Source organism: Rhodoferax sp. GW822-FHT04A08 (genome assembly GCF_058801025.1).
The window spans coordinates 78629-98827 of record NZ_JBXAMW010000010.1 but is presented as its reverse complement, the minus strand read 5'-3'; the positions used below and the strand labels follow the sequence as shown (position 1 = coordinate 98827).

The 20199-nt window shown below is 62.0% G+C and carries 18 protein-coding genes; 9 read left to right on the top strand and 9 right to left on the bottom strand.

Annotated features, from left to right (window positions below; genetic code table 11):
• The first annotated feature begins 97 nt into the window (after window positions 1–97).
• Genes AC1RMF_RS18575 through AC1RMF_RS18550 form a run of 6 tightly spaced genes read left to right on the top strand, consistent with a single transcriptional unit; the run spans window position 98 to window position 6313 of the window.
• Window positions 98–2140 carry a PAS domain-containing hybrid sensor histidine kinase/response regulator gene (locus tag AC1RMF_RS18575; protein WP_493143534.1) on the top strand — a complete coding sequence of 681 codons (2043 nt, stop codon included), beginning with the start codon at window positions 98–100 and terminating at the stop codon, window positions 2138–2140.
• Entirely contained in the window at window positions 2137–2799 is a 663-nt protein-coding gene (locus tag AC1RMF_RS18570; protein WP_493143442.1) for a pseudouridine synthase, read from the top strand. Before AC1RMF_RS18575 ends, AC1RMF_RS18570 begins: the two co-directional genes overlap by 4 nt.
• 9 nt (window positions 2800–2808) lie before the next feature.
• Window positions 2809–3663, top strand: coding sequence for a 3',5'-nucleoside bisphosphate phosphatase (locus AC1RMF_RS18565; protein ID WP_493143441.1), 855 nt, complete (start codon window positions 2809–2811; stop codon window positions 3661–3663).
• Window positions 3664–3670: 7 nt separating this feature from the next.
• Window positions 3671–4294: an L-threonylcarbamoyladenylate synthase gene (locus AC1RMF_RS18560; protein ID WP_493143439.1), complete on the top strand. Its 624-nt coding sequence runs from the start codon at window positions 3671–3673 to the stop codon at window positions 4292–4294.
• A 36-nt stretch (window positions 4295–4330) separates the two neighbouring features.
• Window positions 4331–4999 (top strand): site-2 protease family protein, encoded by a 669-nt coding sequence (locus AC1RMF_RS18555; protein ID WP_342618481.1) that lies wholly within the window; start codon window positions 4331–4333, stop codon window positions 4997–4999.
• A gap of 24 nt (window positions 5000–5023) precedes the next feature.
• Window positions 5024–6313, top strand: coding sequence for a tryptophan--tRNA ligase (locus tag AC1RMF_RS18550; protein WP_493143437.1), 1290 nt, complete (start codon window positions 5024–5026; stop codon window positions 6311–6313).
• 121 nt (window positions 6314–6434) lie between these two features.
• Here AC1RMF_RS18550 and AC1RMF_RS18545 read toward each other — a convergent pair whose 3' ends face one another.
• Both AC1RMF_RS18545 and AC1RMF_RS18540 read right to left on the bottom strand, forming a co-directional pair.
• Complete coding sequence (locus AC1RMF_RS18545) at window positions 6435–7097, bottom strand: hypothetical protein (protein ID WP_493143435.1); 663 nt, start codon at window positions 7095–7097, stop codon at window positions 6435–6437.
• Between the two features lie 2 nt (window positions 7098–7099).
• A complete protein-coding gene (locus AC1RMF_RS18540; RefSeq protein ID WP_493143433.1) occupies window positions 7100–8653 on the bottom strand; it encodes a hypothetical protein in 1554 nt (517 codons plus the stop codon).
• Between the two features lie 64 nt (window positions 8654–8717).
• On the opposite strand from AC1RMF_RS18540, the gene AC1RMF_RS18535 reads away from it, so the two are divergent.
• Complete coding sequence (locus tag AC1RMF_RS18535; RefSeq protein ID WP_493143431.1) at window positions 8718–9665, top strand: type VI secretion system Vgr family protein; 948 nt, start codon at window positions 8718–8720, stop codon at window positions 9663–9665.
• A 359-nt stretch (window positions 9666–10024) separates the two neighbouring features.
• Here the strand turns inward: AC1RMF_RS18535 and AC1RMF_RS18530 are convergent, their stop codons facing one another.
• The 4 genes from AC1RMF_RS18530 to AC1RMF_RS18515 are packed head-to-tail and all read right to left on the bottom strand — an operon-like array spanning window position 10025 to window position 13510.
• Window positions 10025–10660: a hypothetical protein gene (locus tag AC1RMF_RS18530; protein WP_493143430.1), complete on the bottom strand. Its 636-nt coding sequence runs from the start codon at window positions 10658–10660 to the stop codon at window positions 10025–10027.
• Between the two features lie 38 nt (window positions 10661–10698).
• A complete protein-coding gene (locus tag AC1RMF_RS18525; RefSeq protein WP_493143428.1) occupies window positions 10699–11997 on the bottom strand; it encodes a TRAP transporter large permease in 1299 nt (432 codons plus the stop codon).
• Window positions 11994–12482, bottom strand: a complete 489-nt coding sequence (locus AC1RMF_RS18520) for a TRAP transporter small permease (RefSeq protein ID WP_493143427.1) — start codon at window positions 12480–12482, stop codon at window positions 11994–11996. Before AC1RMF_RS18520 ends, AC1RMF_RS18525 begins: the two co-directional genes overlap by 4 nt.
• Window positions 12479–13510, bottom strand: a complete 1032-nt coding sequence (locus AC1RMF_RS18515) for a sialic acid TRAP transporter substrate-binding protein SiaP (RefSeq protein WP_493143425.1) — start codon at window positions 13508–13510, stop codon at window positions 12479–12481. The genes AC1RMF_RS18520 and AC1RMF_RS18515 overlap by 4 nt, the downstream gene beginning before the upstream one ends.
• A 260-nt stretch (window positions 13511–13770) precedes the next feature.
• Here AC1RMF_RS18515 and AC1RMF_RS18510 point away from each other — a divergent pair, with 260 nt between their 5' ends.
• Together AC1RMF_RS18510 and AC1RMF_RS18505 are read left to right on the top strand one after the other, a co-directional pair.
• Window positions 13771–14463, top strand: a complete 693-nt coding sequence (locus AC1RMF_RS18510; protein WP_493143422.1) for a sensor histidine kinase — start codon at window positions 13771–13773, stop codon at window positions 14461–14463.
• Window positions 14464–14488: 25 nt separating this feature from the next.
• The gene (locus AC1RMF_RS18505; RefSeq protein ID WP_493143416.1) at window positions 14489–16102 is read left to right on the top strand and encodes a response regulator; all 1614 of its coding nucleotides are present in this window, start codon (window positions 14489–14491) and stop codon (window positions 16100–16102) included.
• Between the two features lie 42 nt (window positions 16103–16144).
• Here AC1RMF_RS18505 and AC1RMF_RS18500 read toward each other — a convergent pair whose 3' ends face one another.
• The 3 genes from AC1RMF_RS18500 to AC1RMF_RS18490 are packed head-to-tail and all read right to left on the bottom strand — an operon-like array spanning window position 16145 to window position 20195.
• Window positions 16145–17995 carry a caspase family protein gene (locus AC1RMF_RS18500; protein ID WP_493143414.1) on the bottom strand — a complete coding sequence of 617 codons (1851 nt, stop codon included), beginning with the start codon at window positions 17993–17995 and terminating at the stop codon, window positions 16145–16147.
• Complete coding sequence (locus AC1RMF_RS18495; protein WP_493143412.1) at window positions 17992–19641, bottom strand: CHASE2 domain-containing protein; 1650 nt, start codon at window positions 19639–19641, stop codon at window positions 17992–17994. Before AC1RMF_RS18495 ends, AC1RMF_RS18500 begins: the two co-directional genes overlap by 4 nt.
• A 2-nt stretch (window positions 19642–19643) precedes the next feature.
• Complete coding sequence (locus AC1RMF_RS18490) at window positions 19644–20195, bottom strand: OmpA family protein (protein WP_493143411.1); 552 nt, start codon at window positions 20193–20195, stop codon at window positions 19644–19646.
• Between the last annotated feature and the right edge of the window lie 4 nt (window positions 20196–20199).

The following is a 20199-nucleotide window of genomic DNA, read 5'->3' as shown; positions in this document are numbered from 1 at the left end:
CCCCCGGCTGCGCGTGCCCAGCCGCGCTGCGTTGCGTGCACCGTCAACGCATGACGCCGCGCAAGATCTCATCATCGAGGGGTATCGTCCGGCGCAGATGATTGCGGACCTGCGCAAGTACCAGGCCGAACTGGAGATACAGAACAAGGCCCTGCGCTACAGCCAGCAGGAGGCCGAGGGCGCATCCGAGCGGTTTGCCACCCTGTTTTCCAGCGTGCCGCTGGCGCTGATGGTGGTGGATGAAGAAGGCCTGGTCATGGCCAGCAATGCCATGGCGCTGCGCCTGTTCCAACCGCAGGAGAGCGACCCGCCGCTGAACTTCCTGCTGCCCTTTGTGGGGCCAGACCATACCGACGAAGTGGCGGTGTCCTTCCTCAGTGCCAAGGCCAGTGGCGCCAGCGAGGTGAGCGAAGTGGTGTTTCGCAGCGGTACCGATGGCAGCTTCACCGGCGACCTGCACATTGCGCGCATCGAGAATCCGCAGGACGAGCTTGCGCACTTCATCTGCGCCATCATCGACCAAGGGCCGCTCCTAGCCCAGCGGCTGGCGCTGCAGGAAAGTGCTGCCGTGCTGTTGCAACGCAATGAGGACCTGCTGCTCAGCGAAACCCGCATGGCGGCCATCATCAACTCGTCGCTGGATGCCATCCTGTGCCTGGACGAAAACCAGCGCATCGTGGTCTTCAACCCGGCCGCCACGCAGCTGTTTGAATGCCCGGCACCTTCCGCCTTTGGCAGCCCGCTGGGGCGCTTCCTGCCCGATGTGGAAAAGCTGCTCAAGGAAACCGCACTGCCCGACCAGGCCGTGCTGGGCGAGTTCCGTGCCGTCACGCTCAAGGGTGCCGAAATCTTTGTGGAAATCAGCATCTCGCTGGAGCGCGGCCAGAGCCCGCAGCACAGTGCCGGCACCGCCATCACCACCCTGTTTGCGCGCGACCTGACCGCCCGCAAGAAGGCCGAAGCGCAGCGGCTGGCACTCGAGACCCAGCTGCGTGAATCGCAAAAAATGCAGGCCGTGGGCACCATGGCCGGCGGCATTGCGCACGACTTCAACAACATTCTGAGCGCCATCCTGGGCAATGTGGAACTGGCCAAGCAGGACACCGCATCCGGCTCGGCATCACTGACCAGCCTGGACGAGATCGACAAGGCCGGACGCCGCGCGCGCGACCTGGTGCGCCAGATCCTGACCTTCAGCCGCAACGAGCAGCCCAAACGCAGCCCCATGCGTCTGCGCGAGGTGGTGGAAGAAACCGTGCGCCTGGTGCGGGTGACCCTGCCGCCCGGCGTGGAGCTCAAGGTGGTGGAAGCCGCCGACTGCAGCAGCGTGCTGGCCGACGCCACGCAGGTGGAGCAGGCCCTGCTCAACCTGTGCACCAACGCCATCCTGGCCGTAGGTCCCAACAAGGGTTGTGTGACCATCGAGTCGCGCAACACCACACTGGACTTGCCCCAGGCCAGTCGCATCGGCATACCGCCGGGACGCTACGTGGACCTATCGGTCAGCGACACCGGCAACGGCATCGATGCGGCGACCCTGCTGCGTATTTTTGAGCCCTTCTTCACCACCCGCCAGGTGGGCCAGGGCACCGGTCTGGGCCTGTCGGTGGTGCATGGCATCATGCAGACCCACCAGGGCGGCATCGATGTGCAAAGCACACCGGGCCAAGGCAGCGTGTTTCACCTGTACTTTCCGGCCTGCAACGATACCGCCTCTGCAACCGCGGAGCCGGCAACGGCGCAGGTCGCGGTGCACGGCCAGGGCCGCCACGTGATGTATGTGGACGACGACCAGTCGCTGGTGTTCCTGGTGGAGCGCGTGCTGCGACGCAAGGGCTTTACCGTCACCTCCTTCAACGACCCGCAGGAAGCCCAGGCCGCGTTGGCCGAACGGGCGCAGGACTTTGACCTGCTGGTCACCGACTACAACATGCCCGGCTACAGCGGCCTGGACCTGCTGCGCGCGGTCAAGGCCATACGCCCCGACCTGCCGGTGGCGCTGGCTTCCGGCTACGTGACGGCCGAGCTCGAAAAAGACGCCTTTGCCGCAGGCGCCAGCGCCCTGGTCTACAAACCCAACGACGTAAACGAGCTGTGCGAAACCGTGCAGCGCCTGATCCTGGGTGGCGCTGCCTCTTGAAACCGCTGGAAGTCGTCTACGCGGATGACGCACTGGTGGTGCTCAACAAACCCTCCGGCCTGCTGGCCGTGCCGGGCAAGACCTCCAATGAATGCCTGAGCCTGCAAGTACAGCAGCAGTATGCCGATGCGCTCATCGTGCACCGGCTGGACATGGCCACCTCCGGCCTGATGGTGATGGCGCGTGGCATCGCCATGCAACGCGCGCTCAACCAGAGCTTTTCGGAGCGCCGCGTGCACAAACGCTACGTGGCCATCGTGCAGGGCGCGTGTGGCACACCGTCGAGTGCGGATACCGACGATGGCTGGCAGCTGATTGACCTGCCCATCATCGTGGACTGGCCCAACCGCCCTTTGCGCAAGATAGACCTGCAAAGCGGCAAACCCAGCCAGACCCGCTGGCGCAGCGTCCACTACGACGCGCAGCGCAACACCAGCCGTCTGGAACTGGAGCCCGTCACCGGGCGCAGCCACCAGTTGCGGGTGCATTTGCAGGCCATCGGGCATCCGATACTGGGTGACACACTGTATGCGCCCGCCGAAGTGGCCGCCGCCAGTGAACGCCTGCTGTTGCACGCCACGGCACTGGCCTTTGCGCATCCCCAGACGCATGCATGGGTAAGCTTCCACGCCCCGGATGCATTTGGAGCCTGGCCCTAGAATGGGGGCGTGACTACCATCCTCAACGCCGACCTGCACTGCCACTCCGTGGTATCCGACGGCACACTCACCCCCGAAGAACTGGCAGAGCGTGCCAAGGCCCATGGCGTGGAGCTGTGGGCGCTGACCGACCACGATGAAATCGGTGGACAGCAACGTGCCCTGGCTGCTGCGCATGCACAGGGCATGCGCTACCTCACCGGGGTGGAAATTTCGGTCACCTTCATCGGGCAGACGGTGCACATCGTCGGCTTGGGATTTGATGCAGACAACGCTGCGCTGGCCCAGGGCCTGCGCGATACCCGGGGCGGGCGCAGACAGCGTGCCCTGGAAATGTCCGAGGGCCTGGCAAAGGTTGGCATCCACGGCGCCTACGAAGGCGCCCTGCCCTACGCTGGCAACCCGGAACTGATCTCGCGCACCCACTTCGCCCGCTTTCTGGTGGAGACGGGGGTGTGCAAGGACACCAACGAGGTGTTCCGCAAATACCTGACCGAGGGTAAGCCCGGCTTCGTGCCGCACCGCTGGGCCACGCTCAAGGATGCAGTCACCTGGATCACCGAGGCCGGTGGCATGGCAGTCATCGCCCACCCGGCACGCTACAAGTTCACCCCCAACGAAGAGTACGCCTTGTTCACCGAATTCAAGGCGCTGGGTGGCCGCGGCGTGGAAGTGGTCACCGGCAGCCACAGTACGGCTGAGTTCGCCAGCTACGCCGAGACCGCCAAGGAGTTCAGTCTGGCCGCCTCCCGCGGCAGCGATTTTCACAGCCCCGGCGAGAGCCACACCGAATTGGGAACGCTGCCTTTTCTGAATAGGGAGCTCACACCGGTGTGGGAACTTCTGGGCAACCGCATCCAGTAACCTTTTCATGGCCCAGTACTTCGAAGTCCACCCCGAAAACCCGCAAACCAGACTGCTCAAGCAAGCTGTGGCCTTGCTGGAAAAAGGCGGCATCCTCGCCGTCCCCACCGACTCCAGCTATGCCTTTGTCTGCCATCTGGACGACAAGAGCGCGGTGGACCAGTTGCGCCGCGTACGTGGCGTGGACGACAAGCACCAGCTCACCCTGCTCTGCCGCGACCTGAGCGAACTGGCCAACTACGCCCGAGTGGACAACCGCCAGTACCGCCTGCTCAAGGCGGCAACGCCGGGCCCTTTCACCTTCATCCTGGAAGCCAGCAAGGAAGTGCCGCGTCGCGTCAGCCACCCGGCCCGCAAGACCATTGGTCTGCGCGTACCGGAACACAAGGTGCTGCAGGAGCTGCTGGCCCTGCATGGCTCCGCATTGCTGGCCACCACACTGATACCGCCCGGTGACACGCACCCGCTCAACGACGCCCAGGAAATCCGTGCCCGCTTTGAAAAGCTGATTGCCGGTGTGCTGGACGCCGGCGCCTGCCCGCAGGAGCCCACCACCGTGGTAGACCTGACCGGGGAGGTGCCCGAGATCATGCGCCAGGGGCGCGGGGACGCTTCGGTGCTGGGGCTCTAGAAAAAGGGATACGCCTCTGTCTGAGACAATCCCCGCATGGATATAGCTCAACTCATTCAAACCGTCGCCATCTACGCCCTGCCCGTGCTGTTTGCCATCACAGTGCACGAGGCGGCGCACGGTTACGCGGCGCGGTACTTTGGCGACAACACGGCCTGGAAGATGGGACGTGTCACGCTCAACCCGGCCAAGCACATCGACCCCCTGGGCACCATCGTGATGCCCTTGCTGCTGTATTTCGCCACCTCCGGCGCCTTTTTGTTTGGCTATGCCAAGCCGGTGCCGGTGCGCTTTGGCAATCTGCGCAACCCCAAGCGCGACATGATCTGGGTGGCCCTGGCCGGACCAGCCGCCAATCTGGTGCAGGCGCTGCTGTGGGGCATTCTGTTCTATCTGTTGCAAGGCCTGGGCACCGAAGAAGTGTTCTTCTACGCCATGTGCAAGGCAGGTATCTCCATGAACGTAGGGCTGTTTGTGTTCAACCTGTTCCCGCTCCCTCCCATGGACGGGGGCCGCATCATGGTGGGTCTGCTGCCCCTGAAGCAGGCACTGGCATTCTCCAAGCTGGAGCCCTACGGCTTCTTCATCGTGATTGCTCTGATCTACCTGCGGATACTCGACACCCTCTGGATGGGCCCGCTCTCGGCACTGACACGCATGCTGCTCAATGTGCTGCTCACGCCCTTTGCCATGCTGGCCTCCTGATTTGATTCCTTGTTTGCGCGCGCTATGACCATTACCCGTTTTCTCACCGGCATCACCACCAGCGGTACACCGCACCTGGGCAACTACGTGGGCTCCATCCGCCCGGCTGTGCGGGCCAGCTTCACGCCTGGCGTGGAGAGCTTCTACTTTCTGGCCGACTACCACGCGCTGATCAAGATCGATGAACCGGCGCGCATCCAGCGCTCCACCCTGGAAATCGCCGCCAGCTGGCTGGCTGCGGGCCTGGACCCGGAGCGCGTGACCTTCTACCGCCAGTCCGATATTCCCGAGATTCCCGAGCTGACCTGGTTCCTGACCTGCGTCACCGGCAAAGGCGTGCTCAACCGCGCCCACGCCTACAAGGCCTCCGTGGATAAGAACACAGCCACCGGCGTGGACCCGGACAGTGACGTGACTGCCGGCCTGTTCATGTATCCGGTGCTGATGGGTGCGGACATCCTGATGTTCAACGCCCATAAGGTGCCGGTAGGCCGCGACCAGATCCAGCACATCGAGATGGCGCGCGACATGGCCCATAGCTTCAACCACCGCTACGGCGAGCACTTCGTGCCACCGCAGGCCGAGATCGAAGAGTCCGTGGCCACCCTGCCGGGACTGGACGGCCGCAAGATGAGCAAGAGCTACGACAACACCATCCCGCTGTTTGCCAGCCGCGAGCAGCTCAAGAAACTCATTGCCGGCATCGTCACCGACTCGCGCGCACCGGGCGAGCCCAAGGAAACCGAGGGCTCGGCCCTGTTCCAGATCTACCAGGCATTTGCCAGCGCCGAAGAAACCGAGAGCCTGCGTAAGGCCTATGCCGAGGGCATTTCCTGGGGCGATGCGAAGCAGACGCTGTTCGAGCGCATTGACCGCGAAATCGCCCCCATGCGCGAGCGCTACCAGTACCTGATGGAGAACCCGGGCGAAGTCGAAGCCATGCTGCTGGCCGGTGCCGCCAAGGCCCGCGCCATCGCCACGCCCTTCATGACCCGTCTGCGCCATGCCGTCGGCTTGCGCACCCTGAGCGCGGGCGTGGAGAAGACCAAGACCAAGGCAGCAAAAAACGCTGCCGCCAGCTTCAAGCAATACCGCGAGAAGGACGGCAAGTTCTACTTCAAGCTGACCGACGCAAAAGGCAACGTGCTGCTGCAAAGCCTGGGACTGGAGTCACCGCAGACGGCGGGCAAGAGCATTGCGCTGCTGCAGCAGCAAGGCGCAGCGGCGCTGGAAGTTTTGAGGGATCAGTTTGAAGAGATTGCGGACTTGGATGCGACAAGAAGTGCGCTCGAAGCAATGAAAGCAAGTAGCTAATCAATAGCAAAAATAGAGATGCTGCGAGGCGCTGACGGACGTACGAAATTTTGATTGGTACGGCTGGCAGGGGGTAGGTCACACTTCTCAATTCATTCGCCCCCGTCGATCAATGGCGAAGTCAATCTGCGAATTCCACTGTTCGTAGTAACTTGATGAGATACGGAACCAAACTCCTTTTAGGTTCATTTAACGATCCGGCATTGGTTGACAATGCGCAGAGCACCACTGGCGGATGCATCAGGCATGCTGAAAATCTGTACTCACGCCGCGCCTCGTCACCATAAGTTGGCTTCTCGACGCGGTAATAGCCAGTTGAATTGACTGGGTCGAGTTGTCCACCAAAGCGCGACTTTGCAAGCAACTTGGCCTGTACGGAGTTTTGGATGAACTCTTTGTCTGCAGGGCCAACCTCAATGGGATGAATCTCCCATTTGCCTGACACAGGATCACGCATGGCGCCGTTGTTCACATCTTTGTCGATGTCTATGTAGGCATACGATGCTGCGGGTTGGCCTTTGTCTGATTCTTCAAAGGGGCGGCAATCAAAGTTCAGCATCATGGTGCCACTGGAATAGAAAGGATGCTTGCCGTAGTAACTTGAATGATGGTCCTCAAGAAACCCCATGTACAAATCCTCGTACGTGAAATGGCACTCCCCCACTTTTGCTTGCACGATTGGTACGGAGGTCTGCGAAACACCTACTCCCGCCCAGCCGAAATTTGTGCAAAGCAGGCCGAAGGCAATGGCAATGGCAATGGCAATAAAAACTGCTAAACGCATATTCAAACCCTCTGTGGCGTCATGGTTTCGGGCAGAAACGAGGTGCCACTTGCGGTGGGGAATTGCATCTCGCTGAGCACCATCAGCGCCTGCGTATAAGCACAACACCTGTCCACAAAGCCATTCAAGCTTAAACTCCACAGCGAATTGACGGCTCCCGGTAGATTGACCTTGGCACACGCCTCCCAGAATGACACGCTGCGGTAATAGCTCAACGTAGCGTGAGGTGTCGCGTACTGAGTTACGGTTTGACGTTCCAACACATGCGTACCGTCAGCATTGCGATTGGCGTCATTCATTGCCCAGTAGAAGCCCGCGCTGTTGGCTGCATCGTTGAATGTTCTATCCGCAACATGGTCACGCCACCTTCTCATTTCCTGAGTGAGCGCCGGGAAGTGCTGGTCTTGCAAACCAGCATTGCTGTTGACACTGTGGGCCTGAGTGGCGGCGTTCTGCAGAGCGGTTTTGAGTGTTTCAGGCACAGTACGACCGATCCAGCGCCAGTATTCAATGTAGTTGCTCGCGTGCGTTAGCTGCAAGAAGCCACGCCCAAACCATGGCGCATACCAGTAGCCAGTTGGGCTACCTTCTTCCAAGGCCCTCAGCCATGCGGTTTCTTGTATCGCATTGCCCAAGAACGATGCCTGACGCTTAGGCGTCGTGATGCCAAACTTGCGCATCATGCGGTTGAGCGGCAGGCACTGTACATCGATCAAAGCGCTTGCTGCAGTGAAGTTCACTCCCTCCCAGTGATAGCGGAGCTCCAACGGGCTGGATTGATTGATTCTGTATTTCTGATGCCGAATGACTTTGACTGGCACCATCTGCTTTAGCTCATTTTTACTCAACCACCCACACTTCCTCATCTGCTCAATAAACGCCAATGGATGCAAATGCCACTGTGCATTCTTGTATTCGTCAGGCAGGTCCGTGACAGTCAGTGCCTTGATGTGCTCGCTCAGCGCCTTCCAGTTCTTTCCTGACGCATCACTCTTGAAGTACCCCTCCTCCTTGATGTGCCCGTAGCGAGCGTCCATCGTTTCCTGGTCAAACTCGCTGGGGAATCTGCAAATGGCTTTGTGTAGCTTGGCGGCAATGCTTTCTAGGCGTGTTTGGCGGAAGAGGAACAAGGGGTCTTGGAGTGCCTTGGCCCGCTCGTCCATGCCTTGGATGTCACTGATCAGCAGCCTTTTGAGCTTGGCGCTGTCGCAGCGTTGGTCTTGGGGCTTTTCATCATCACCAAAGCAGTTCCAACCCATGATGGCGGGGAAGTCTGCATCGCTGAACTTGTAAGTGCCGTCTGCGTTCAGGTCTGCCCACAGTTCCCCCGTGGGCGTCACTATTCTGCGCCAGTGGACGGCGTTTGTGGGCAAGGGGTCTTTGTCCGTGGCGCTGCGTCCCAGGTTGCGGCCAAAGCGCAGCAGTTCGTACCAGCCGCTGGGGCTGCTGGTGGCCTTGTCGGTGGCGCCTAGGCTGTTGTGGCGGGTGTTGGCTTCCTTGTAGAGGTCGTACTCAGCATCCGGGTCTGTGCGCGGTGTGGGCCATGTGCGTGGCATCGTGCCGGGCTGCACCTTTCATCTCACAGAACACCCCAAAGAATCGGCCAACACTGAATACATCGTGCTCGATACCCGGTTGGTCATCGAGAACGTGGGGGAGGACTCGCAGCGTACCCCGGGCAGCGGCACCGCCCAGGGGGCTGGCCTCATGCGTGGTACCGCAAAATCGGCTAGCCCCCTGGGCGGTGCCGCTGCCCTTGCGGGGGATGCTATATCTGCACTCTCCGACGCACAGCGTCTCTCGGGGCAGTGGCGCGTGCAAGTGCAATTCGAGGTACAACCCACAACAGAAGCCCTGCGCCCGGCGGTGACTCAGCGCAAACCCAAGACCGGCGGCCCCGAAACCGCCCTGGTCGTAGGCCCCGGCTCGGATACCGCAGAGTCCAACCTCTACACCGACGCCCTGGGCCGTATCAAGGTGCAGTTCCCCTGGGACCGCTATGGCGCCAGAAACCAGAACAGCTCCTGCTGGTTACGGGTTTCTCACCCTTGGGCTGGCAACCAACTGGGAGCGATGAACACCCCGCGCATAGGGCAGGAAGTCATCGTGGACTTCCTGGGCGGTGACCCGGACCTGCCCATCGTCACCGGCAGCCTGCACAACGCAGCCAACATGCCGCCCTGGAGCATGCCAGACCAACAAGCCCTGTCCGGCTTCAGAAGCCGTGAACTCACCCCAGGCGGAGGCAACAGCGCAGCCGGGCGCAGCAACCACCTGATCCTGGATGACACAGAGCAGAAGATCCAGGCCCAGCTCAAGAGTGACCACCAGCACAGCAGTCTGAGCCTGGGCCACATCACCCGCATGGAGGACAACCAAGGAAGAAAGGACCCACGGGGAGAAGGCTTTGAGCTCAGGACGGATGGTCACGGTGTTGTCAGAGCCAAGGATGGCATGCTTATCAGCACCGAAGCCAGACAAGGCGCCCAGGGACACGCCAAGGACATGGGGGAGACCACCCAACGGCTCGAACAGGCGCAGGACCAGTATGCGCAGCTGAGTTTGTAGTCAAAGAGGCTGTTGATGCCTTCAACACCTTCGAGCTTCAAGGGGACCTGCGCGGGTGTACCTGCCAAATCTGGGATGGCGGGGCTTTTGATGGTGAGCGGCCGGGCGGCGGTGAGCAATCCAGACATACGAACTCCATAGGTTGAGCCAGACGTCGCACACGCGCCGTTCAGCAAAGACGAATATTGGAAGATGAAGATCAGAACGACCTTCAGGCTGTATGTTGGTGCGCACGGGCTAGCCGCGGCAAACTCCCTGAACTTTTTGATGCCCTTAGAGACCAAAAAGTTATCGCCAAATTGGCGACTAGAACCGAAATTATAGGTACTTCTTCACTCGTAAACCTGAGGGCTTAGTGGTTACGGCGCCATCACGCGCACCTGCAACAAGCGGCGCACCTGCAGCCCCGACTCGCTGCTGTAGGTGCCCAGCTTGGGCGCCCGGCCCGTCGCAGCAATGGTGACCCACTCGGCCAGGGGCAGCGTGACCGTGGTGGACATGCTGTTGCGGGTTTGCGTGGGCAGGTCCGCCCCCATGCGCTGGCCAACGGAAGTGCGCTGCACTTCGATCTCCACCGTCGCGGGCTTGTTGCCACCCGGCCATTTGGGCTGCACGGTGATGCTCTGACCGGCGTCGAACCAGGTCAGTGCGTTGTTGACGCTGACGGCGTTGGCGCCGCCGTTCGAATTGGAACTGGATGCATTGGTGTTGCTCAAGGGCAGCGTCGCGGTGCTGACCGACTGCGTCCATTGCATGGGGATGGCGTCCTGCATGCGCAACTGAGCCTTCTCACCATTGCGCACCTGCACCATCTGCGGCTCCCAGGCCGCGGCATCGGAGCCACCGGCTGAATAGTGGGAACCGCCCTCATTGCCCTCCTCGATCTGGCGCAGCTCCACCGTGAGATCGCGCTTGGGCAATGCAGCCTCTGCCGCCAGCGCCACTTGGCTCGTCAGGGCCGTAACAAGCAACACCATGGCAACAAGAATCTTCATCGTCCCCATCCTTTCAGCGTCGGCCAACAGCCTATTCATCAGTGCGTGGCGTAGCCCATGGTCTGCGGCAGCCACAGCACGATCTGCGGAAACACCGTCATGGCCAGCAACAACAACAGCAGCATGACCAGGAACGGCCAGCCTTCCTTCATCATCTCGCCAATCGGGATGCCGGTAAGCGCTTTGGTGACGAACAAAAGCATGCCAAATGGCGGATGGATCAGGCCAATCATCATGTTGAGCACCACCAGCACCCCGAAGTGCACCAGATCCACCCCCAGCAACTTGGCTGCAGGCAGCAGCATAGGCACAAACACCAGCAACAGCACCGACACGTCCAGAAAACACCCCAGCACCAGAAACATGAGATTGACCAGCAGCAAGAAGCCCAGCTGGGACAGGTGCATGCCATCCACCCAGGTCGCCATGGCCTGGGGAACGCCCTCAGACGTAAAGGCGTAGTTCAGCATGAAGGAGCCGGCCAGGATCAGCGTGATGACGGCGCTACCGCGGGTGGACTCCATCACCACGCCCCAGAACGTTCGCCAGCTCAGCGCACGGTAGATCACACCGGCCAGGATCAAGGCGTGCAGGGCTGCCACGGCCGCCGCTTCGGTGGGCGTGAAGGCTCCGGAATAGATGCCGCCCAGCAGCACCACCGGCATGGACAGCGGCAAGGCACCGCGGTACAGAATGGCGGGCCACTCACGCAGCGGTATCTTGTCTTCACGCGGCATGTTGCGCTTGGTGGCAATCCAGTGCACCACCAGCATCATCAGGATGGCCATCAGGGCACCGGGCACCACGCCCCCCAGAAACAGCGCTCCCACCGAGGCACCCGACACCAGCGCATAGATCACCATCGGAATGCTGGGCGGAATGATGGGCCCCAAGGTCGCGCTGGCCACCACCACGGCGCCTGCGAAGCCGGGGGAATACTCCGGCTTCTTGAGCATCTGGCGGATGGTGATCAGCCCCGGGCCGGCCGCGTCGGCAATGGCACTGCCACTCATGCCGGAGAAGATGACGCTGACCAGAATATCCACCTGCGCCAGCCCGCCCCGCATACGCCCCACCAGAATGCGGCAGAAATCAAAGATGCGCTCGCTCACCGTGCCAGCATTCATGATGTTGGCGGCAAACACAAATAGCGGCACTGCCAGCAGCACATAGCTGTTGTACAGGCCATTGCCCACCTGCTCGGCCACCAGGCCCAGGTCCTGCCCCTTGACCAGCAGATACGCCACGCCGGATGCCAGCATGGAAAAGCCAATCGGCATGCGCAGCAGCATGCCCCCCACCAGCACCAGGCCGAGTGCAGTCAATGCGTGGTTCATGACAGGTGCAACTCCGTGTGCAGCCCCTGACCGCGCAACGCGTTGAAGATGGCCCAGACGCTGCGCAACACCAGCGCCACCATCAGGATCACAAAGGGCATGAACACCCACATGAAGCTGATGCCCAGTACCGGTGTGCTCTCGCGCCGCATGAAATGCACATAGTCCCAGGTGGCAGGTACGGCAGCTGCCGCCAGCCCACCCACCATCAGGTTGCCCAGGATGCGCATGACCAGGCGCGTGCGGCGCCCCGCCATGTTCCAGACCAGGTCAAACACCACATGCTCGCGCTCGGGCACCACGGTAGCGGCGGACCACAGAATGACCCACACATACAGCACCACCGCCGCCTCATCGGTCCAGGGCAACGGTTTGTTGAAGCCAAAGCGCGCAACCACCTGGGCAATGAAGACCACGAACAACATCAGGAACAGACCGCCGCCCAGAACCCGGGCGGCAGCCTGCAGCATGCGCAGCGCCTTCACTTGGTCGCGTTGATGCGCTCAAGCAGGCCCTTGGGCCAGATCTTGGCGTAATCCGAGTTCTGGTAGGCCGACTGCACCGTCTTGTGGAATGCGTCGAGATCGGGCGTGCTGACCTGCAAACCTTCCTTCTTGAAGAAGGCCACCAGCTCGGCCTCTTCCTTCAGTCGGTTGTCGTTGTTGTAGGTGGCAGCGGCTTGAGCCGCAGCTTGCACCTTCTGCCGTTGGGCCGGCGACAGAGCAGCCAGCACCTTGTTGGAGATGGAAATGAACAGCGCATCCACCAGATGGCCTGTCAGCACCAGCTGCTTGGTCACCTCGTAGAACTTGGCCGCCTTGACCGTGGGCAAGGGATTGTCCTGGCCGTCGATGGTGCCGCTCTTGAGGCCCAGATAGACCTCGCCAAAAGCCAGCGGCGTGGGCGTGGCGCCCAGTGCCTCGCCCAGGAACAGCCACTCCTTGGAACCTGGCATGCGCAGCTTGATCCCCTTGAGGTCCGCCGGTGTGCGCACGTTGCGTACCTCGCGCAGGTTGAGCTGGCGCGTGCCGTAGTAGCAGGTGGACAAGGGGGTGATGTCCATTTTGTCGGCCACCAGCTTGAACATCTCAGCGCCTATGGGGCCGTTGAAAATTTTCTGCTGCTGCGCCGGGTCGCGCACGATGTAGCCGGCAGTGAAGATGGAAAACTCCGGCACCAGCTTAGCAATGTCCTGCGCCGATACGGTGGTCAGCTCCAGGTTGCCGCGCGCCATGGCCGCAGGCTCGGCACCCTGCTTGAACAAGGACGCGTTCAGGTTGATCTGCACATCGAATTCACCCGGCGCGCTTTTTTCCAGGGTGTCCTTGAACACAGTCCACATCTTGGCGTGCCAGTCATCGGGCACGGCGGGGGTGGAGATGCGCAGCAGAACCTTGCCGGAAGCCCGGGCGGGCAGGCCGGCGGCACCCAGGGCGCCTGCAGCGGCGGCTCCCAGCAAGGTGCGACGGTTCAGGGGAAGGACGCCAGGGGTGAAAGGCCTACCGGGGTTCATAGTCTCTGCTCTCGTTGTTATGGGAAGTCGTCTCAAAAATGGTCCCCACAGCCAAATATTTGCGGGGTGGGGAATGTTACTGTGCAATTGGCACCACGCCGACGCGCCATTTGATCGGCAAATGGCGCCAAGCGGGCGCTGGCGCTGGTCAGCGCGCCATTGCCGGTTTAGTATCAGTCATTGATAAAACCTGGATGTCATTCGCACAAAAAGAATGCCCGCAGCGATGTGCGACATCGCCCGCTGCACCAACCCACAACATGGTGACCGACGAATTCCGTTTTGCCGACCTGATGGCATCTTCCATCCACGACATGAAGAACGCCCTCAATCTTCAGGTCAGCGCCCTGGAACAGATTGCCCGCGACTGCCAGGATCGGGGAGACACGGCCACCTTCGACAAGCTCGGACAGGTCATCTACCAGACCAACCACATGAGCCTGGGGCTGATGGAATTGCTCAGTCTGTACAAACTGGGCGACGCCAGCTATCCGCTTGACATCACCCAGCACCGCGTATCCGATGTCATCGAAGAGGCCGTGCTGCACAACCAGTTCATGATGCACAGCAAAGGCATTGCCGTGTCGGTGGACTGCGCACCCGAGTGCTTCTGGTATCTGGACAAGGAACTGGTCAAGGGCGTGCTGCTCAATGCGCTGAACAACGCCTACCAGCACACCCGCGACGCCATCCGCATCACCGCACGCCAGCATCCGCAACATCTGGAATTGCGGGTGGAAGACAACGGCACGGGCTACCCCGACAGCATGCTGCACAGCGGCGACGCGGGCAGTGACCAGGGGGTCAACTTCTCAACCGGCAGCACCGGATTGGGTCTGCATTTCTCCCGGCAAGTCGCCCATCTGCACAAGAACGCAGGTGCGCGCGGACAACTGCGCATTGAAAACGGGGGCACGTTGGGCGGCGGATGTTTCGTGCTGACTCTGCCATAGAAGCGCCTGCGAAGATACTTGCACCATGTCCCTCGCACTTCGACAAGCCAGCATACTGATCATCGATGACTTCCAGGGCATGCGTACCATGCTGCGCGAGTTCCTCTCCTCCATGGGCGTCACGGCGATTGACACCGCCAGCAACGGCCGCGACGCACTGCAACTGCTGGCGGCCAACCGCTTTGATATCGTCATCTGTGACTACAACCTGGGCGAAGGCGCCAACGGCCAGCACATCCTGGAAGAGGCCAAACTCAAGAACCATGTGGGCGTCTCCACCGTGTGGGTCATGGTGACTGCGGAAAAAACCCCCGAGATGGTGATGGGCGCCGCCGAAATTCGTCCCGACGATTACCTGCTCAAGCCCATCAGCCAGGCCATGCTGGAAAACCGTCTGGAAAAGCTGCTGGCGCGCAAACAGTCCCTGGCGCCCATCGAAGCCTCGGTCAAGGCCTTGAACTACGCCGACGCCTTGGCGCAATGTGACCAGCAGCTCAGGTCCAACGCCATCAACCCACACGAAATCCTGCGCATCAAGAGCGAACTGCTATTGGCCATGGGCGACTACGCGGCGGCCACCACCCTGTTTGAGTCGGTGCTGGTCACGCGTGAAGTGCCCTGGGCCCAGACCGGACTGGGCAAGGTGTACTTTCACGACAAGAAATACGCCCAGGCCAGGGAGATGTTCCAGAGCGTGCTGGAGCAAAACGAAGTGTTCATGGAAGCGTCGGACTGGCTGGCAAAGACCTGCATCATGCAAGGCGACCACCAGACCGCGCAAACGGTGTTGCAGGATGCGGCACGGCTCTCCCCCAACTCGCCCACGCGGCAAAAGCTGCTGGGTGACACGGCACTCAAGAACGGCGCTCTGGATGTGGCCCGCAGCGCCTTCGAGAAGACCATCCGTATCAGCGAGTTCTCTCCACACAAGTCTGCCTCGGCCTACACGCGTCTGGCCCGGGTGCTTTCTGAGCAGGGCGCACCGCAGGACGCACTCAAGACGCTGGCCCAGAGCAAGAAGGAATTCCGCTACAACACCGAAGCGGCACTGCAGACCGCCGCGGCGGAAAGCGTGATCTACCAGGACATGGGGCAGGCAGACCGGGCCCAGGCCGCCCTGCTGGAAACGGAGAAACTGATCGACAAGGCCGCAGGCAAAGTGGGCGCCGATGTGGCACTGGAAGTGGCCGACTCCCTGTTCAGGCTGGGCAAGAAAGACAAGGCCTGCAGCCTGCTCAAGGACGTGGTGCGCAACAACCACGAGAACCAGGAGCTATCCAACAGCATTGCCGCCATCTTCGAAGAACATGGCCTAGTCGCAGAAGGTCAGGCACTGATTGCCGAATCACGCGGCGAGGTGGTGGGCATCAACAACGAAGGCGTGACGCTGGCCAAACAGGGCGACCTGCTGGCGGGGGTCAACCGGCTGCGCACGGCGGCAGAGAAATTGCCGAACAACGAAGTCATCCTGATCAACCTGTGCGGCCTGCTCATTGCCTTGCTCAGCAAGGAAGGCCGCAACCACCAGATCGCCGGAGAAGCGCGCGAACTGCTGGACCGGGTGCGCCAGCTCAACCCGTCCAACAAGAATTACCACGTCTACACCGCGGCGCTCAACCGCGTCATGGGCACCAACTAGCGTTTGCCAGTGCTCCGCCGCGCATTGGGGCGTCCGTGTACCTTATTGTTTTTCTTCGATGGCCAGAAGGGCTGCCCCGTAGGCGTCGGAACACAACGCGCTATTGCTGCGCCGGATAGCCCCATCACAGGCGGCATTGGCCTTGGCGCTGGTAAGCAAGGCACCCAACTGGGCGCGGCCTTTGGCGTCATTGAGCGACACCATGAACGGCCCGGCCTTGGAAGCCGCCAGCGCGCTGATGTCACGCGGCGCATCCGCCACCACCACCAGCAGATTGTCCATGCCTTCAGGGCCGCCCGCCTTCACGCGCCAGTTCGGGCGCGGCAACTGCAACGTCTGCCCTGCCTCGATGCGGTTGTTCTGATCCAGGTCGTTGGGAAACAGCAGGTAGACCGACTGGTTGTCCGAGCCTGCCAGTGCCAGATAGACATAGCCCGCCTTGTCCGATTGCACCGACAGGTCCAAGGCATCCTTGCCGATCTTCAGGCGGCTCTGGCCGACGCTGGCTTGCACCGCGTGCTTGGCGTCGCGCTGGGCATACATGAGCTTCAGTGCCTGCTCGCCGGTCAAGGGCGGCGCTGCAACCACGACTGGCGCCGGCTGGGCCGCAGTCGTGGCTGCCGGTGCGGTTGCCTGGGAAGGCGCGGCCAGCACCGGCGCAAGCGCAGGCTGGCTGAACCAGGCTGGAACGAACTCGGTGTTGCCGTTGAGTACCAGGTTGTGTGGCTTGAAGACCGTACTGGTGGCCATGCGCTGGTTGATCTTTTCCTGCGCGCATTGGCGTATTTCATCGATGCTGATGGAACCCGAGTTGTCCAGGTCCTTGGCATCGCGCAGCATGCAGTCACGCATGTACTGGGTTGCCAGGCCGCCCTTGGCTTCGTCGTCGAAGCTGATCTCGTTGTCGCGCGAGGCGCTCAGGTGGATGATGTCCTGCGGCAGCATGCCCTTGGCAGTGGCCTCGACGATGAGGTTGCGCGTCTTCACATTCACAGGTCGGCCGCACTCCTCATTGGTACTGACGAACTTGCCACGCAGATTGCCTTCGTCGCCAGGCACGCTGATGCCGCGCGTGCGCAAGGTGGACTGGGCCTGGGCCACGCCGCCAGAGTGGCAGGCGTCGTACATCACGAACAGCTTGTCGGTCTTGTTGGTGATGCCCGAGAGCAGGCTGGCCATCTCGTGGTTGGAAATCTGGCCGCGCGTGCCGCCGTCATAGGCCAGCAGCGCCTCCACGCAACCGCCGGCAGCCGGGTCCAGATAGCGGGTGCCATGGCCCGAGTAGTGAATGAACACACGGTCGCCTTCCTGCACCCGGTCATTGAGTTCCTGCAAGGCCTTGCGAATACCGTCGCCAGTGGCCTGATCGTCCTGCAAGTAGCGGATGTTCTCCGTAGGCACCTGCATGCTCTGCGCCATCTGGGTGGCCGACTGGCGGTCGAACTTGACGCCGGGCAGCTCGGGGATGCCAGGGTCGGCGTAGCGGCTGATGCCGATGATGAGCGCATGGCGGTTGCTGCGCGGTGGCAGCATGCGCACGCCCAGAGTCATGGCGCTGTTGCCTGCCACTTCGCGGCCACTGGCCACCGTGCTCACGGCCGAAGCCTTTGTCTTCCAGTTGAGCGCGCTGGCACGAATCCAGCCGCTAGCTACCGCCTTGTTGCCCGGCTCCACCACCGAGACCCAGGCCCAGCCGCCCTCGGCGCTGAGCAGGCGCACGGTGGCGGCGACTGACAGGTTTTGCACCACGGCAGCATCGGCCAACTTGTCTGCGCGCAATTCCGTGGCACGGGTCAGGCCCAGCACCCCCTGCTCGGCCGCACCCGCTGCGGCGGAGCCCCCCAGAGCGAAGCTGAAACAAGCCAAGGCAAGGCGGTTTCGTAACAAGGTCATGACGGGGTTCCTTCCTTTTTTACGGGTTCGAGCTTAGACCAGATTCGCTGGGCCGCCTGCGCCAGCGCTGCGCGCCCCAGCCCATCCGGCAAGGGCTGGATGGCCGCACTGGCGTAACCGGAAAAACGCCTATCCCGCAGGAGAGCGCGCTGCAATACCTGCAAGCTATGCTGCGGCCCAATGATGGCCGCATGCTGGCCCAACTCCGGCCAGCGCAATTTCTGCAACACATGCACCGACAGGTCCGGGACGATCAGTCGGCAATCCGGCGCATGCTTTTCCAGCAGATCAATCAGGTGGTCCAACGGACCTTCCAGCCAGGGGCTGTTGCGTTGCAACGGCCACAGACCCAGGGCTCTGCCAGGCAGCGGCGAACACCAATAGTTGCGCCGCAGCCCGTTCCAGTAGCGCAGCAGTGCCATGAACAGTAACGCCAACGCGGCCGATAGCTTGAGGTCCACGAACACCGGCGAACCATTCAGCGAAAGGTAGCTGACGAACAGCAGTCCGGCCGGCAGCACCAGGGTAGGCATGGCCAAGGTGGCCAGCTTTCTGTGTTGCACCCACAGCGCAGTGCCCAGGCACAGGGCCACGGCGATCAGCGCATCCAGCCAGCGCGGCAACTCGCGCAGGTGGCGCCGGTGGAGCTCGTTGTCCAGCACGGTGGCCAGGGCATCCACGCCCGGATGGTCGGCCGCCAGGGACGTGGGGTGTACATCGTGCAAGGAAGCCGCAGCGGAGCCGATCACGATCACCTTGCCGGCGAAGTCCGGTAAGCCGGTCACGACTTTGCCGGTATCAGCGGCCTGGAATACGTCTGCAAACCCTACGCGCGGATAGGCCGAAGGCTTGCTGCGCCAGGCGATCAGCTCACCGGCCTGCTCGTTTGCCGCAGGCGCCTGGGCAAGGCGTTGTCGGTAGGCATCTGGGTCCACCGTGGCCAGGGTTGCCAGGGCAAGGGACTGGATACGACTGTGGTCCGGCAGGGTTTCCAGTGCGCGGTTGTGGCGCAGCACACCATCGGAATCCACATAGCCGTTGTTGTAGCCCAGGCGTGAGGCGGCAATGGCGGGCAAGGCGGGTGGAATCACGGCCACAGTGGCCCCAGGTGCCGAGGCGTTTGCCGCGGGCTCTGCGGCCCAGAGCGTTGGCAGCACTGCGCGGGAAATGGCGCTCTTTGCGTCCGTTTCCGGGGACAGTCGCACCACAGGAAAGTGGCTGTGGCTGCTGCGGGACACTGCCGCATTGAAGGCCGCGTCGCCGCCGGGGCTGATGCGGTCCGCATCCGAAAACAGGATGTCCCAGACGATGGCGGCTGGTTTTTGCCGCTCCAGATAGTCCAGCACCGTGGCCAGCGTGTCCCGCGGCCAGGGCCAGCGCCCGAACTCGCCAGCCATGCGCTGCAGCGAGGGCTCGTCAATGTCGATGATGAGCACACGCGGGTCGGCTGCCGCCACCAGCACACGGGCACGCACCATGGCATCGAACGTGGCGGGCGAGATGCCCGTGGTGAACCGCAGCACGAACACATCGAGCACGATCCAGACGCAAAAAATGCAGGCCAGTCCCCAGATCACCCGCGCGGCGGGCCAGGCACCAGCCTTTTTCTCCCACTGGCCGATGGCGCGTCGCAGCCAGGCGATCACGGTCAATCCAGGTTGACGATCTTCACGCGCCGGTTTTCTGCCGCCAACGGCGCCTGCGGATTGGCGGGTTCGCTGGAGCCCTTGCCCACGGCCACCAGACGATCTGCCGCAATGCCCTTGGACACCAGCAGGTCCCGCACGGCTGCAGCACGCTGGTCGCTCAGCTTGCGGTTGTATTCCGCGTTGCCTTTGGCGTCGGTATGGCCTTCGATGACAAAGCGTGAGTTCAGCAGGGCGTCGGAGGACAGCGCCGAGGCCAGGTTGGACAAAGCGGTGAGGCTCTCTGCACGGATGCGGGAAGAATCAAAGTCAAACTGGATGCTCAGCGACAACGAGGGGCGCTCCTGCGCCTGTGCGACGCCAGTCGCCTGGGCCGCGCTACCGCCCGCGTCTGCAGGTACCGCTTCCACTGTGAGATTGCGCAGGCTGCGCAGACGCGGCGGCGTCCTGAGTTGCTGAATCATCTGTTCGGTGGACGGCATCGTCGCCTGGGCAAACGCCGCGCCGGAAAGCGCCAGCAGCGTGCAGATCAGTAGGCTTCGTATCGCGCTCATTTCA